General features: G+C 70.6%; 14 protein-coding genes. All 14 read left to right on the top strand.

What is annotated here, in order from left to right; all coding sequences use genetic code 11:
- Nucleotides 1-7: 7 nt before the first annotated feature.
- The 14 genes from NRK68_RS06390 to NRK68_RS06325 all read left to right on the top strand — a co-directional run bounded on the left by NRK68_RS06390 (nt 8) and on the right by NRK68_RS06325 (nt 12,872).
- The gene (locus tag NRK68_RS06390; RefSeq protein WP_257855304.1) at nt 8-1,648 is read left to right on the top strand and encodes a thiamine pyrophosphate-binding protein; all 1,641 of its coding nucleotides are present in this window, start codon (nt 8-10) and stop codon (nt 1,646-1,648) included.
- A 77-nt stretch (nt 1,649-1,725) separates the two neighbouring features.
- Nucleotides 1,726-2,160 carry a nuclear transport factor 2 family protein gene (locus NRK68_RS06385; protein WP_046780336.1) on the top strand — a complete coding sequence of 145 codons (435 nt, stop codon included), beginning with the start codon at nt 1,726-1,728 and terminating at the stop codon, nt 2,158-2,160.
- A gap of 64 nt (nt 2,161-2,224) precedes the next feature.
- The gene (locus tag NRK68_RS06380; protein WP_030964493.1) at nt 2,225-2,680 is read left to right on the top strand and encodes a nuclear transport factor 2 family protein; all 456 of its coding nucleotides are present in this window, start codon (nt 2,225-2,227) and stop codon (nt 2,678-2,680) included.
- Between the two features lie 15 nt (nt 2,681-2,695).
- Complete coding sequence (locus NRK68_RS06375; protein WP_183067541.1) at nt 2,696-3,067, top strand: nuclear transport factor 2 family protein; 372 nt, start codon at nt 2,696-2,698, stop codon at nt 3,065-3,067.
- 10 nt (nt 3,068-3,077) lie between these two features.
- Entirely contained in the window at nt 3,078-4,697 is a 1,620-nt protein-coding gene (locus NRK68_RS06370) for a GMC family oxidoreductase (protein WP_257855303.1), read from the top strand.
- The gene (locus NRK68_RS06365) at nt 4,690-5,301 is read left to right on the top strand and encodes a DJ-1/PfpI family protein (protein ID WP_183067539.1); all 612 of its coding nucleotides are present in this window, start codon (nt 4,690-4,692) and stop codon (nt 5,299-5,301) included. Before NRK68_RS06370 ends, NRK68_RS06365 begins: the two co-directional genes overlap by 8 nt.
- On the top strand, nt 5,301-5,738 hold the full coding sequence (locus NRK68_RS06360) for a VOC family protein (protein WP_183067538.1): 438 nt from the start codon (nt 5,301-5,303) through the stop codon (nt 5,736-5,738). Before NRK68_RS06365 ends, NRK68_RS06360 begins: the two co-directional genes overlap by 1 nt.
- Before the next feature lies 1 nt (nt 5,739).
- Nucleotides 5,740-7,563, top strand: coding sequence for an AGE family epimerase/isomerase (locus tag NRK68_RS06355; protein ID WP_183067537.1), 1,824 nt, complete (start codon nt 5,740-5,742; stop codon nt 7,561-7,563).
- Between the two features lie 37 nt (nt 7,564-7,600).
- Nucleotides 7,601-7,945, top strand: coding sequence for an STAS domain-containing protein (locus NRK68_RS06350; protein WP_046780331.1), 345 nt, complete (start codon nt 7,601-7,603; stop codon nt 7,943-7,945).
- The gene (glgX, locus tag NRK68_RS06345) at nt 7,942-10,089 is read left to right on the top strand and encodes a glycogen debranching protein GlgX (protein ID WP_046780330.1); all 2,148 of its coding nucleotides are present in this window, start codon (nt 7,942-7,944) and stop codon (nt 10,087-10,089) included. The genes NRK68_RS06350 and glgX overlap by 4 nt, the downstream gene beginning before the upstream one ends.
- Nucleotides 10,090-10,105: 16 nt before the next feature.
- The gene (locus NRK68_RS06340) at nt 10,106-10,417 is read left to right on the top strand and encodes an STAS domain-containing protein (RefSeq protein WP_030964503.1); all 312 of its coding nucleotides are present in this window, start codon (nt 10,106-10,108) and stop codon (nt 10,415-10,417) included.
- Between the two features lie 14 nt (nt 10,418-10,431).
- Nucleotides 10,432-10,887, top strand: a complete 456-nt coding sequence (locus NRK68_RS06335; protein WP_257857786.1) for an ATP-binding protein — start codon at nt 10,432-10,434, stop codon at nt 10,885-10,887.
- Nucleotides 10,869-12,128, top strand: coding sequence for a PP2C family protein-serine/threonine phosphatase (locus tag NRK68_RS06330; RefSeq protein ID WP_257855301.1), 1,260 nt, complete (start codon nt 10,869-10,871; stop codon nt 12,126-12,128). Before NRK68_RS06335 ends, NRK68_RS06330 begins: the two co-directional genes overlap by 19 nt.
- Entirely contained in the window at nt 12,129-12,872 is a 744-nt protein-coding gene (locus tag NRK68_RS06325; protein ID WP_183067535.1) for a MinD/ParA family ATP-binding protein, read from the top strand.
- Nucleotides 12,873-12,876 lie beyond the last annotated feature (4 nt).

Below are 12,876 nucleotides of genomic sequence, written 5' to 3'. Positions count from 1 at the left end.
GGAATTCATGGAAGCCACTCCCGGACGGGAAAGGCTGATCGAGCAGTTCAAGGCCGACGGCCTGAAGGTGATGTTCGGAAATCCGGGGACGGTGGAACAGGGATTCCTCGACGCGGTGGACGCGGCGGAGGACTTCGGTTACGTCCTCGCCCTCCAGGAGACCGTCGCCGCCGGCATCGCCGACGGGTACGCCCGGGCGACCGGCGGCGCGGCCCTCCTCCAGCTCCACGCCGGGGTGGGCCTCGGCAACGGCATCGGGATGCTCTACCAGTCGCTGCGCGGCCACACCCCGCTCGTCGTCGTCGCCGGCGACGCCGGGGTGCGCTACGACGCCATGGACGCGCAGATGGCGTCCGACCTGGTCGCGATGGCCAGGCCCGTCACCAAGTACGCGACGCGCGTCACCGATCCCCGCTCGGTGCTGCGCACCGTCCGGCGGGCCGTGAAGATCGCGCTCACCCCGCCCCGCGGGCCCGTGTTCGTCGCGCTGCCGATGGACGTGCTGGACGAGCTCAACTCCGAGCCCGTGCTGCCGGCCACCGTCCCGCTCACGGACGTGGCGCCGTCACCGGCGTCGGTGGGCCGGGCGGCCGAACTGCTCGCCTCCGCCGAGCGGCCGGTCGTGCTGGTCGGGGACGGGGTGGCGCTCTCCGGGGCGCAGCGCGAGCTCGTCGCCGTCGCCGAGCTGCTGGGCGCCGACGTGTACGAGGTCGACTCCTCCGAGGTGAACATCGCGGCCTCGCACCCGCTGCGGCGCGGCCAGACGGGCCACATGTTCGGCCCGCACAGCAAGGAGCTGGTCGGCGACGCCGACGGGGTGCTGATCGTGGGCACCTACGTCTTCCCGGAGGTGTTCCCCGAGCTGGAGAGCCCCTTCCGGGCGGGTGCGAAGGTCGTCCACATCGACCTCAACGCCTACGAGATCGCCAAGAACCACCCGGTCGACCTGGGGCTCGCCGCCGACCCCCGGCAGGCGCTGCACGCGCTGGCCGGGGTACTGGAGCGGCAGCTGACCCCGCAGCGCCGGGCCGCCGCGGCCGCCCGGCTCGACGTACGGTCCCGGGAGCGGGCCCGGGCGGCGGGCGCGGCCGCCGAGGACGACGGCACGCCGATGGCCGTCTTCCTGCGGACCCTGGCCGAGCGCACCGGCGGGGACCTGATCGTCTTCGACGAGGCGCTGACCACCTCGCCGCTGGTCACCCGGTACCTGCCGGCGGAGCGCCCCGGCGACTACCACCTCACCCGGGGCGGATCGCTCGGCGTGGGCTTCCCGGGAGCGGTCGGCGCGAAGCTGGCCCGCCCGGACCGGCTCGTCGTGGGGTTCGCGGGCGACGGCGGGTCCATGTACACCTACCAGGCGCTGTGGACCGCGGCCCGGCACGGCATCGACGCGAAGTTCGTCGTCTGCAACAACCGCAAGTACCGGCTGCTGGACGACAACATCGCCCAGTACTGGCGGGAGCGGGACATCCCGGAGCACGGCTTCCCGGGCTCCTTCGACCTCTCGCATCCCGAGATCGACTTCGCCGGACTGGCCCGCTCGCTCGGCGCCGGCGGGATGCGGGTGGAGAAGCCGGACGAGGCGGTCGCCGCGGTGGGCCGGATGCTGTCCCACCCCGGGCCGTTCCTCGTCGACGTGCAGATCTGACCGCTCCCTCCCGCAGACGGAACAGACGGAACAGACGGAGATGTAACCGCGCAACAGACGGAACAGGAGGAGACCGCATGCCCGCCGAGCGGCAGCTGACCGAGGACGCGATCCGCACCTTCGCCGAGAACTGGTACGTGGCGCTGGACCAGCACGTGGGCCCGGCCGATGTGCTCGCCCTGATCACCGAGGACCTGGAGTTCAAGGTCCCCGAGGACACCTTCCTCGGGCACGAGGGCTTCGGCCGCTGGTACGAGGCCGTCACCCACCGCTTCTTCGACGAGGTGCACACCGTCACGAAGGTGGAGCCCGTCATCGAGGGCGACCGTGCGGTCGTCCGGGTGCTCGTCAACTGGCAGGCCAGGATCTGGGACCCGCCGGCCGCCCGCAGCCAGTGGCTCGGCTTCGACGCCGACCAGACCTGGACCGTGGTCGCCGGCCCGGACGGACCGCTGATCCAGCAGTACACCGTCAACGACCTGGCCCCGATGCCCGGTTCCGCCTCCCTGTGACCGCGACCGCGACCGCGACCGTGACGGTGACCGTGACCGCGACCGCGGTGAAGGAGGAGCGACCATGACCGAAGTGACGCGGGAGCGGGTCCGGGAGGCCTACGCGGCCCTCGGCTCCGGCGACCGGGCACGGATCCTGGAGTACTACTCCGAGGACCTGCGCTGGCTGGTGCCGGGCAACCACCCCCTGGCCGGCTGGTACGAGAGCCTGGACGCCTTCCTGGAGCTGATGGGCCAGACCCACAAGCTCACGGGCGGCACCTTCCGGATGGACCTGGAGGCGGTGCTGGTCGGCGAGGACTGCTCGGCGGACGTGTGCCGCAACGTCGCCCTGCGGGCCGGCGCGGCCGACGCGAGCGGGTCCCCGTACGAGCGGATGGACTACCCGGTCTTCCACTTCATGCGGTGGCGGGACGGCCGGATCGTCGAGGGCCGCGACGGGCTCTTCGGGGACTCGGCGACCGCCTTCAGCCAGTTCTGGGCGCCGTTCGCGCCGGACGGAACCCGCAGGGACCGATAGAGGGGGATGAGCGCGATGGACGCACGACAGATCCTGCAGAAGTACTACGAGTACGCCAACGCCGGGGACTGGGACCGCTGGTGCGACCTGTTCGCCGAGGACCAGGTCATGGACGAGCAGCTGGCCGGCCACATCGAGGGCCTGGAGGTGCTCCGCTCGATGATGAAGGGCATGGGGACCATGTACCGGGTCTTCCGCAACGAGCCCGTGCACTTCCTCGTCGACGGGGAGAAGGCCGCGGCCGTCTCCCACCTGACCGCGGTCAGCGCCTCGGGCGAGCCCATCGAGGCCGAGGTCATGAACTTCTTCCGGATCGTGGACGGAAAGATCGCCTACATGGCGAACTACCACGACACGGTCCCCTTCCAGGTGCTGAGCCAGGACTGAGGGGGCACAGGTGAGCGTGGAAGAGTACGACTACATCGTCGTGGGATCGGGCACCGCCGGCAGCGTGCTGGCGGGCCGGCTCTCCGAGGACCCGGACGTCACCGTCCTCGTCCTGGAGGCGGGCGGCTCCCGGATCCCGCCCGAGGTGGACGACCCGTCCTCCTGGTACAAGCTCCTCGGCGGCCCCGTGGACTGGGGCTACACCAGCACCCCACAGCCCGGGCTCGACGGCCGCCGCACCTACGAGCCGCGCGGCAAGGCCCCCGGCGGCAGCAGCAACCTCTACATCATGATGCACATCCGCGGCCACGCCTCGGACTTCGACAACTGGGCCTACCAGGGGGCGGCAGGCTGGGCGTACGAGGACGTGCTCCCGTACTTCGCCCTGCTGGAGGGCCAGGAGGACGTCACCGCCGCCACCACCGGCACCCGCGGCCCGCAGCGGATCACCAACGCCGGGCTGCACGGCCCCAACCCGGTCTCCCGCGCCTTCATCGACGCGGCCGTCGAACTGGGCCACGAGGAGATCGCCGACTTCAACACCGACGGGCCCCGGCGCGGCCTGTTCGGCACCGGCTGGCACCACATCGACGTGGCCGACGGCCGCCGCCAGGGAGCCCTCGCCGCCTATCTGGAGCCGGCGCTCGACCGGCCGAACCTGACCCTGCGCACCAACGCGCAGAGCACCCGGCTCCTCCTCGACGGGGACACCTGCACGGGCGTCGAGTACGTCCAGCTCCGGCCCCCCGCGACACCTCCGGGCGGCGACGTCCCCGGCCGGACCGTCCGCGACGGCCACAGCCGTGCCGCCGCGCCCGGCCTGCACACCGTACGGGCCCGGCGCGAGGTGCTCGTCGCCGCCGGGGCGATCGAGTCGCCGAAGCTGCTGCTGCTCTCCGGCATCGGCCGCCCCGAGCAGCTGCGCGAGCACGGCATCGAGGTCACCGCGGCCCTGCCCGGGGTCGGCGAGAACTTCCACAACCACGTCCTGACCGGGCTGATGGCCGAGGTCACCCAGGAGCTCCCGGCGCCCGCGCAGAACCTCTCCGAGAGCGCTCTGTTCCTGTCCTCGCAGCCGGGACTGCCCGCCCCCGACCTGCAGATCGCCTTCGTCCACGTGCCCTTCGACGTGATCGTCGGCAAGGACCACCCGAACACCGTGTCCATCCTGCCCGGGGTCGTGCGCCCGGTCTCGCGTGGCTGGATCCGGCTCGCGAGCGCCGATCCGCTGGCTCACCCGCTGATCAACCCGAACTACCTGGGTGACCGCTGGGACCTGGAACGCATGGTGCAGGGCGTCAGGATCGCCCGGGAGATCTTCGCGACCTCGGCGTTCTCGCCCTGGTACAAGCAGGAGCTGCAGCCCGGACCCGGATACGTCAGCGACGCCGACCTGCGGACCTTCGTGCAGCAGAAGTCGGAGAGCTACCACCACCAGGCCGGCTCCTGCCGCATGGGCAATGACGACCTCGCCGTCGTCGACCCGCAGCTGCGGGTGCACGGCGTACGGAACCTGCGCGTGGTCGACGCGAGCGTGATGCCCGCGGTCCCGTCCGGCAACTGCCACACCGCCATCGCGATGATCGCCGAGCGCGCGGCGGACTTCCTGAGGGGGACCTCCCGTGTCTGATGCCGTCCTGCGTGAGGGCGCCCTGTCCGGGACCCGGATCGCGGTCCTGGTCGAGAGCGACTTCTACGAGCCGGAGATCTTCTACTACCGGAACCGGTTCGCCGAGGAGGGCGCCGAGGTCGACTTCCTGACCCGGCTGTGGGGCAACGACTCCCTCACCTTCACCGGGCACGAGTACCGGGCACCCTTCACCGTGAACCGGTCCCTGGAGGGGCTGGGCGACGAGGAGCTGCGCCGGTACGCGGCGATCATCGTGCCCTCGGGCATGGTGGCCGACCGGCTGCGCTACACCGAGGACGTGGACGTCCTCGCCCCGGCGACCGAGCTGCTGCGCCGGGCCTTCGAGGAGCCGACGGTCCTCAAGGGGATCATCTGCCACGGCATGTGGCTGGCGTCCTCGATCCCCGGGAAGATCCGCGGCCGCAAGGTGGTCTGCCACAACAACCTGATCGGCGACGTCCGCAACATGGGCGGGGAGTACGTCGACGAGGACGTGGTGGTCGACGGCGACCTGGTCACCGGCCGCACCGGCGCGCACCACCACCTGTTCGCCCGCCGGATCATCGAGCTGATCGCGGCCGGCCGGGGCCGGGGGGCCGGCTGATGGCCGCCGGGCTGCGCTGGTCCCACGTGGGCCTGAACTGCGTGGACCAGAAGACCACCGAGGAGTTCTACACCCGGTACTTCGGCTTCTCCCGGGCCCGGGTCGTCGACCTCGGGGAGGCGCAGATCGTGTTCCTGCGCAAGGGGGACGCGTACCTGGAGCTCTTCGCGGCCGGGGGGACCGCACCGGCCCGCAGGGCGGACGACGACGGGCCGCAGGCCCCCGGCCGGATGCGCCACCTGGCCTTCCAGACCGACAGCGTGGACGCGTTCCTGGCCGGCCTGGGCGACGCGGCGGAAGTGACCCTGGGCCCGCTGGACTTCGACGACTTCATCTGCGGCTGGCGGACCGTGTGGGTCCGCGACCCCGACGGCGTGATCGTCGAAGTGAGCCAGGGATACGAGGACGACAGCACTCACGACAAGGACGGTGCATGACATGGCGGACGCCGTGAGCTTCTCCTTCTCCGACACCATCGCGGGCTACGTCGTCCGCTTCGACTCCGGTACGCGCCTGCTGCGGCTGAAGACCTCGGACGGCCGCGAGTTCGACGTCTCGCTGGCCGGTGACCCCAGCGCCGAGCTGGTCCGCAACCTGGACGAGCCCTACATCGACGCGTCCGGGCACATCGACGAGATGCTCTCGCCGGGCCGGTTCCTCTTCGTCCAGGGCATCCACTACCCGGAGCACGGCGGCCGTTTCGACGCCAAGCGCCTGGTGTTCCTGGGCCGCGGCGCCGAGGACTACCGCTTCGAGGAGGGCAGCTGGTGGATCAAGCAGATCGAGTCGCTGGCCGACTTCTACAAGCGGGCGCAGTTCGGCGACGGGCCGGTGGACTTCACCGAGTACCGCACCGAGATCCGGCTCGGCGGTGACAAGACCGCCAGCCACGTCCAGGAGACCGACACGATCTCCCGCCTGGTCTACGGCATGGCCTCGGCCTACCTGCTGACCGGCAAGGACGAGTACCTGGAGGTCGCCGAGCGCGGCACCGAGTACCTGCGCAAGCACATGCGGGTCGTGGACGGCGAGGAGGACGTGGTCTTCTGGTACCACGGCATCAGCGTCGACGGGGACAGCGAACGCAAGCTGTTCACCTCGGAGTTCTCCGACGACTACGACGCGATCCCGATGTACGAGCAGATCTACGCGCTGGCCGGCCCCGTCCAGACCTACCGGGTCACCGGTGACGTCCGGATCAAGAACGACGCGGACGCCACCATCCGGCTGTTCGACAAGTTCTTCTTCGACCCCGAGCAGGGCGGCTACTACTCCCACATCGACCCGATCCTGTTCAGCGCGGACCACGAGTCCCTCGGCGAGAACGCCGAGCGCAAGAACTGGAACTCGGTCGGCGACCACGCCCCCGCCTACCTGATCAACCTGTACCTGGCGACGGGCGAGCAGAAGTACGCCGACTTCCTCGAGTACACCTTCGACACGATCGCGGACAAGTTCCCGGACTACAAGAACAGCCCGTTCGTCCAGGAGCGCTTCATGCGCGACTGGTCGCACGACAAGGCGCACAGCTGGCAGCAGGACCGCGCCGTCGTCGGCCACAACCTGAAGATCGCCTGGAACCTGATGCGGATGAACTCGCTGAAGGCCAAGCCGGCGTACGAGGAGCTCGCCAGGAAGATCGGCGAGATCATGCCGGCCGTCGGCAGCGACGTGCAGCGCGGCGGCTGGTACGACGTCGTGGAGCGCGTGAAGCAGGGGGACCAGGAGACGTATCGTTTCGCCTGGCACGACCGCAAGGCCTGGTGGCAGCAGGAGCAGGCGATCCTCGCCTACCTCATCCTGAACGGCACGGTCGGCGGCGAGGCGAACCTGCGTGAGGCCCGGCAGGCGCAGGCCTTCTACAACACCTTCTTCCTCGACCACGACGAGGGCGCCGTCTACTTCAACGTCCTCGCCGGCGGGACGCCGTACCTGCTCGGCACCGAGCGGCTCAAGGGCAGCCACTCGATGTCCATGTACCACTCGGCGGAGCTCTGCTACCTCGCCGCCGTCTACAACAACCTGCTCATCAACGGCCGGGAGATGGACTTCCACTTCCAGCCCGACCCGACCGGCCTGCCCGACCGGATCCTGCGCGTCTCGCCCGACCTGCTGCCCGCCGGCGCGGTGCGGATCGCGTCCGTGGAGATCGACGAGAAGCCGTACACCGACTTCGACGCGGAGGCGCTCACCGTGCGCCTGCCCGATGTCCAGAGCCGCGTCAGGGTCAAGGTCCGGCTGCGGCCGACGGCCAAGAAGTAGCGCTCAACGGGGGGCGCCCCAACCAGAGGGGAAGGCAATGACTCTCAACGTCAAGGAACGCCGGAACAAGACGGGCACCGTGCTCGTCGCCACCGGCGAGATCAACAGCGAGACGTCCGGCACACTGCTCCAGGCCCTGCTGCCGCTGGTCCGCGAGGGCAAGCCGCTGCGGATCGACCTCACGGCGGTGACCTACGTCTCCAGCGCGGGCCTGCGCACCCTGCTCGTCGTCTACCGCGAGGCCCAGCACGCCGGCGTGGCCGTCACCCTCTACGGGGTGAGCGAGGAAGTCCGGTTCGTCATGTCGGCCACCGGCTTCCTCGACTTCTTCGAGACCGGCGAGGCCGCCGCGGCCGCCGCCCGGGCCAAGGCCGCGCGATGAGCGAGACCCGGTCCGAGCAGGTCCTGCGCGTCGACGCGTACCCGACCCACGAGGTGGGCGGGTACCGCGTCCGCGCCGGCAAACCGTTCCCCTTCGGGGCCAACGTGGTCCCCGGCGGCGTCAGCTTCTCCGTCTTCTCCGACCAGGCCACCTCCATGACCCTGGTCATCTACCGGCGCGGAGAGCCCGAGCCGATGGCCGAACTGGAGTTCCCCGAGGAATTCCGCACCGGCAGCGTGTTCGCCATGACGGTCTTCGGCCTCGACCACGAGAACATCGAGTACGGGTACCGGGCCGACGGCCCCTACGACCCGGTCACCGGCCACCGCTTCGACGCCCGGCAGGTCCTCTCCGACCCCTACGCCCGGCTGATCGCCGGCCGTGACGTGTGGGGCGTGGAACCGGACTACAGCCGCGGCTACCAGTACCGCTCCCGCGTCTGCCTCCAGGACTTCGACTGGGGCGACGACACCCCGCTCGGCATCCCCGCCGAGGACCTCGTCGTCTACGAGGCCCACGTGCGCGGCTTCACCCGGCACCCCAACTCGGGCGTCACCGCGCCCGGCACGTTCGCCGGGCTGCGCGAGAAGATCCCGTACCTGAAGGAACTCGGGATCAACTGCATCGAACTGCTGCCCGTGTTCGAGTTCGACGAGAGCGACAACCCGCGCTCCAACCCGGAGACGGGCGAGAAGCTCTTCGACTACTGGGGCTACAACACCGTCTCCTTCTTCGCGCCCAAGGCCGGCTACGCGGCCACCGGACGCTACGGCATGCAGGGCGACGAGTTCCGCACCCTGATCAAGGACCTGCACGCGGCCGGCATCGAGGTCATCCTCGACGTCGTCTTCAACCACACCGCCGAGGGCAACGAGCAGGGGCCGACGATCTCCTTCAAGGGGCTCGACAACGCCACCTACTACATGCTCACGCCCGAGGGCTACTACTTCAACTTCAGCGGCACCGGCAACACGGTCAACTGCAACCACCCCGTCGTACGCAACTTCGTCCTCGACTGCCTGCGCCACTGGGTCGCCGACTACCACATCGACGGGTTCCGCTTCGACCTCGCCGCCATCCTCGGCCGGTCCCTGGACGGCACCCCGCTGCCCAACCCGCCGCTCCTGGAACTGCTCGCCTACGACCCGGTCCTGCGGCACACCAAGCTCATCGCCGAGGCCTGGGACGCCGGCGGCCTCTACGAGGTCGGCAACTTCCCGGCCTACGGCCGCTGGGCGGAATGGAACGGCAAGTACCGCGACACCGTGCGCCGCTTCCTCAAGGGCGACCCCGGAGTCACCGGCGAACTGGCCACCCGCATCGCCGGCTCGCCCGACCTCTACTCCAGCCGCGGCACCGCCGCCTCGGTCAACTTCCTGACCGCACACGACGGCTTCTCCCTCGCCGACCTGGTCTCCTACAACGACAAGCACAACGAGGCCAACGGCGAAGGCAACAACGACGGCGCCAACGACAACAACAGCTGGAACTGCGGCGCCGAGGGTCCCACCGACGACCCGGAGATCAACGCACTGCGCACCCGGCAGATGAAGAACGCCCTCGCCATCCTCCTCACCAGCCAGGGCATCCCGATGCTGCTCTCCGGCGACGAGGTCGGCCGGACCCAGCAGGGCAACAACAACACCTACTGCCAGGACAACGAACTGTCCTGGTTCGACTGGGACCAGGTCGACGACAACGCCGAACTGCTCCGCTTCACCCGCCAGATGATCGCCTTCCGGGGGCGCCACCGCGAGCTGCGCTCCACGTGCCACCCCACCGGACGGGTCCGCGAACACCTCGGCCTGCCCGACATCAGCTGGCACGGGGAACGGGCCTGGCAGCCCGACTGGTCGGCCGACAGCCGGCTGGTGGCGGTCGCCCGCTGCGGCGCCGGTGACGACGACGTGGTGTACGTCGCCATGAACGCGCACTGGGAATCGCACGACCTGGAACTCCCGGCCCTGCCCGGCGGACGCAGCTGGCACCTGTTCGCCGACACCGGGGCCGAGGCACCGTACGACATCCACACCCCGGGGGCCGAGCCGGAGCTCGACAACGCCGGCAAGTACCTGATCGGCCCGCGGTCGGTGGTGATCCTGGTGGGCCGCACGAACGACCCCGACCCATTCGACACGCCCTGACCGAAGGAGACCTGACATGCCGCTTTCCGTGTCCCTGAGCATCGAGGGCGACACCACCGTGATCGAACTGTCGGGCGAGCTCGACGCCAAGACCGCGCCGGACTTCCACCGGACCATCGAGAAGGCCGCCGGACACGGCACCACCACCGTCGAGATCAGGATGGCCGGCGTCGGCTACATGGCCAGCGCCGGACTGCGCTCCCTGGTCTTCGCCCAGCAGAAGGTCGCCGACGACGTCACCATCAAGGTGGTCGGTGCCATCGAGCCCGTCTCCCGGACCATCCGGACGGCCGGCCTCGACCGCAGCATCGTCCTCTCCGATGAGTGACGACCGTGAGTGACATGGTCGAGCTGGCGAGGACGCCTGTCGTACTGGAGGTGCCCGCCACCGTGGGGGCACTGGGCGACGTCGCCGCGTTCGTCCTGCGGCTGGCCGGACGGGCGGGGCTGGACCGGCGCGCCGCCTACCGGCTCCGCCTGGCCGTCGACGAACTGGCCACGAACATCGTGATGCACGGATACCGGGGCGGCGACGGACGGATCACCGTCCGCGGCCGCTCCGGCCCCGGCGGGGTGCAGATCACCCTCGAGGACTCCGCCCCCGCCTTCGACCCCGTCGCGGGCCGCCTGCCGCCCTGCCCCGGGGTCCCCCCGCAGGACCGGCGGATCGGCGGCCTCGGCATCCACCTGGCGCTGACCAGCGTGGACGCGTTCGCCTACGTGCACAGGGACGGCCGCAACATCAGCACGCTGACTGTGAAGGCTGAGGGGACGGACCCATGCCCTCCACGACCGTGATCATCCTCGACGCGTACCCGGCACCACCGCCCGAACTGCTCGACGCGCTGCGGACGATGGACGCCTCACTCGTCACCCGCACGCTGACGGAGCTGCGCGAGGGCCCGCTGGAGCTGCTGCCCGTCGCCGACGTGCTGCTCGCCCCGGCCGAGTCCGACGGCGACGCCGTACGGACGGCCGTACGCCGGCTGCGCCGCTGGGCCGGGGCCCCCATCGTGGTCGTCTGGACCGTGACGGAGTTCGCCGCCCTGGAGGAGCACGTCCGGATCGGGCACGACTACCTCGTACCGCCCTTCCTGCCCGCCCTCGTCGGGGCCCGGCTGCACAGCTGCTCGGAGCGCGCCGGACTCGGCCGCACCCTGCGGGAGGCCGACGCCCGCGCCGAACTCATGGGCTACGAGAAGGAACTGGAGATCGGCCGGGAGATCCAGGCGGGCTTCCTGCCCGAATCACTGCCCGTCCCCGACGGCTGGGAGATCGACGTACGCTTCCGGCCCGCCCGGCAGGTCGCCGGGGACTTCTACGACGTCTTCGAGATCTCCCGCGGCCGCCGGCTGGCCTTCGTCGTCGCCGACGTCTGCGACAAGGGGGTCGGCGCCGCCCTCTTCATGGCACTCATCCGCTCCCTGCTCCGGCACACCGCGCAGAACAGCGGACTGCAGCACCTGGTCGCCGCCGGACGGGCCGGCGGCAGCCGGCGGATCCCGGTCGTCGGTGCCACCCCCCTGCTCACCGCGGTCACCGCCACCAACGGCTACCTCACCAGCAACCACCTGCGGCAGGGGTACTTCGCCACCCTGTTCTTCGGGGTCCTCGACCCGCTCACCGGCAGCCTCGTCTACATCAACGGCGGCCACAACCCGCCCCTGCTGCTGCCCTCCGACGGCAGCCCGCCCGCACCCCTGGACATCACCGGACCGGCCGTCGGCGTCCTGCCCGACTGCGTCTACACGCTCGGCTACGCCCAGCTCGACCCGGGCGACACCCTCTTCGTGTTCACCGACGGAGTGCCCGAGGCACGCTGCCCGAACGGCAGCTTCCTCGGCGACGAACGGATGCTGGAACTGCTCGCAGGCCCACCGGCCAGCGGCGCGGAGGTGGTCGACCGGATGGACCTGGCGGTGCGCGAGCACACCGGCACCGCCGAACAGCACGACGACGTCACCATGCTCGCCCTGCACCGGCCGCGTACGGCGCGGGGGCCGTACGCGGCCGGCCCCGGCCACCGGGTGGTGGCCTAGATGGCCCGCACCATCGTGGTGCACTCGCACCGCGGCGGCACGGGCAAGTCCTCCGTACTGGCCAACCTCGCGCTGCTCATCGCGGCCGGGGGACGCCGGGTGGGGGTCGTGGACACCGACATCCAGTCACCCACCCTGGACCTGCTGTTCCGGCTCGGCCCCGGCCCCTCGCTGGCCGACTACCTGCTCGGCCGCTGCGAGATCGAGGCCACCGCCCAGCGGGCCGGCGTGCCCGGGCTGTACGTCGTACCGGCCCGGACCGGGACGGCGGCACTGCGGGAGCTGATGGCCGGCGGCTACGACGTGGGCCTGCTCCCGGAGGGCTTCGACCGGCTCGCCGGCCACTACGCGCTGGACGTGCTGCTGCTCGACACCCACGCCGGGCTCAACAACGAGTCGGTGACCGCGATGGCGAGCGCCGACGTACTGATGATCATGGCCCGGGCGGACCGGATCGACCTCTCCGGGGTCGAGGAGACCATCGCCCTCGCCGGGCGCCTGGCCTGCCGCCGGACCCTGGTGCTGAGCATGGCACCCGCCGGCATCGACCGGGAGGCGGCCCGGCGGCGCTCCGAGGAGGTCTACGGCGCGCCCGTGGCGGGGATCCTGCCCTACTCGCCGGAAATGGCCTCCTTGTACGGCGAGCGCATATTTGCAGAAGCCCATCCCGACCACCCTCTGGTCGGTGAATTCCGCACCATCATCTCGGCGTTGGACGCACGTGACGAAGTATCGCGGGCCTGACGTC

Origin of the sequence: Streptomyces yangpuensis, from assembly GCF_024666385.1 — a bacterium.
GTDB lineage: Bacteria > Actinomycetota > Actinomycetes > Streptomycetales > Streptomycetaceae > Streptomyces > Streptomyces yangpuensis.
This window is presented reverse-complemented; position numbering and strand designations above follow the sequence as displayed.

Bases quoted from the DNA above. Each gene is read 5' to 3' on its own strand.
- NRK68_RS06390 (WP_257855304.1), top strand. From the start codon at position 8: ATGGAAGCCACTCCCGGACGGGAAAGGCTGATCGAGCAGTTCAAGGCC.
- NRK68_RS06385 (WP_046780336.1), top strand. From the start codon at position 1,726: ATGCCCGCCGAGCGGCAGCTGACCGAGGACGCGATCCGCACCTTCGCC.
- NRK68_RS06380 (WP_030964493.1), top strand. From the start codon at position 2,225: ATGACCGAAGTGACGCGGGAGCGGGTCCGGGAGGCCTACGCGGCCCTC.
- NRK68_RS06375 (WP_183067541.1), top strand. From the start codon at position 2,696: ATGGACGCACGACAGATCCTGCAGAAGTACTACGAGTACGCCAACGCC.
- NRK68_RS06360 (WP_183067538.1), top strand. From the start codon at position 5,301: ATGGCCGCCGGGCTGCGCTGGTCCCACGTGGGCCTGAACTGCGTGGAC.
- NRK68_RS06355 (WP_183067537.1), top strand. From the start codon at position 5,740: ATGGCGGACGCCGTGAGCTTCTCCTTCTCCGACACCATCGCGGGCTAC.
- NRK68_RS06350 (WP_046780331.1), top strand. From the start codon at position 7,601: ATGACTCTCAACGTCAAGGAACGCCGGAACAAGACGGGCACCGTGCTC.
- glgX (WP_046780330.1), top strand. From the start codon at position 7,942: ATGAGCGAGACCCGGTCCGAGCAGGTCCTGCGCGTCGACGCGTACCCG.
- NRK68_RS06340 (WP_030964503.1), top strand. From the start codon at position 10,106: ATGCCGCTTTCCGTGTCCCTGAGCATCGAGGGCGACACCACCGTGATC.
- NRK68_RS06335 (WP_257857786.1), top strand. From the start codon at position 10,432: ATGGTCGAGCTGGCGAGGACGCCTGTCGTACTGGAGGTGCCCGCCACC.
- NRK68_RS06330 (WP_257855301.1), top strand. From the start codon at position 10,869: ATGCCCTCCACGACCGTGATCATCCTCGACGCGTACCCGGCACCACCG.
- NRK68_RS06325 (WP_183067535.1), top strand. From the start codon at position 12,129: ATGGCCCGCACCATCGTGGTGCACTCGCACCGCGGCGGCACGGGCAAG.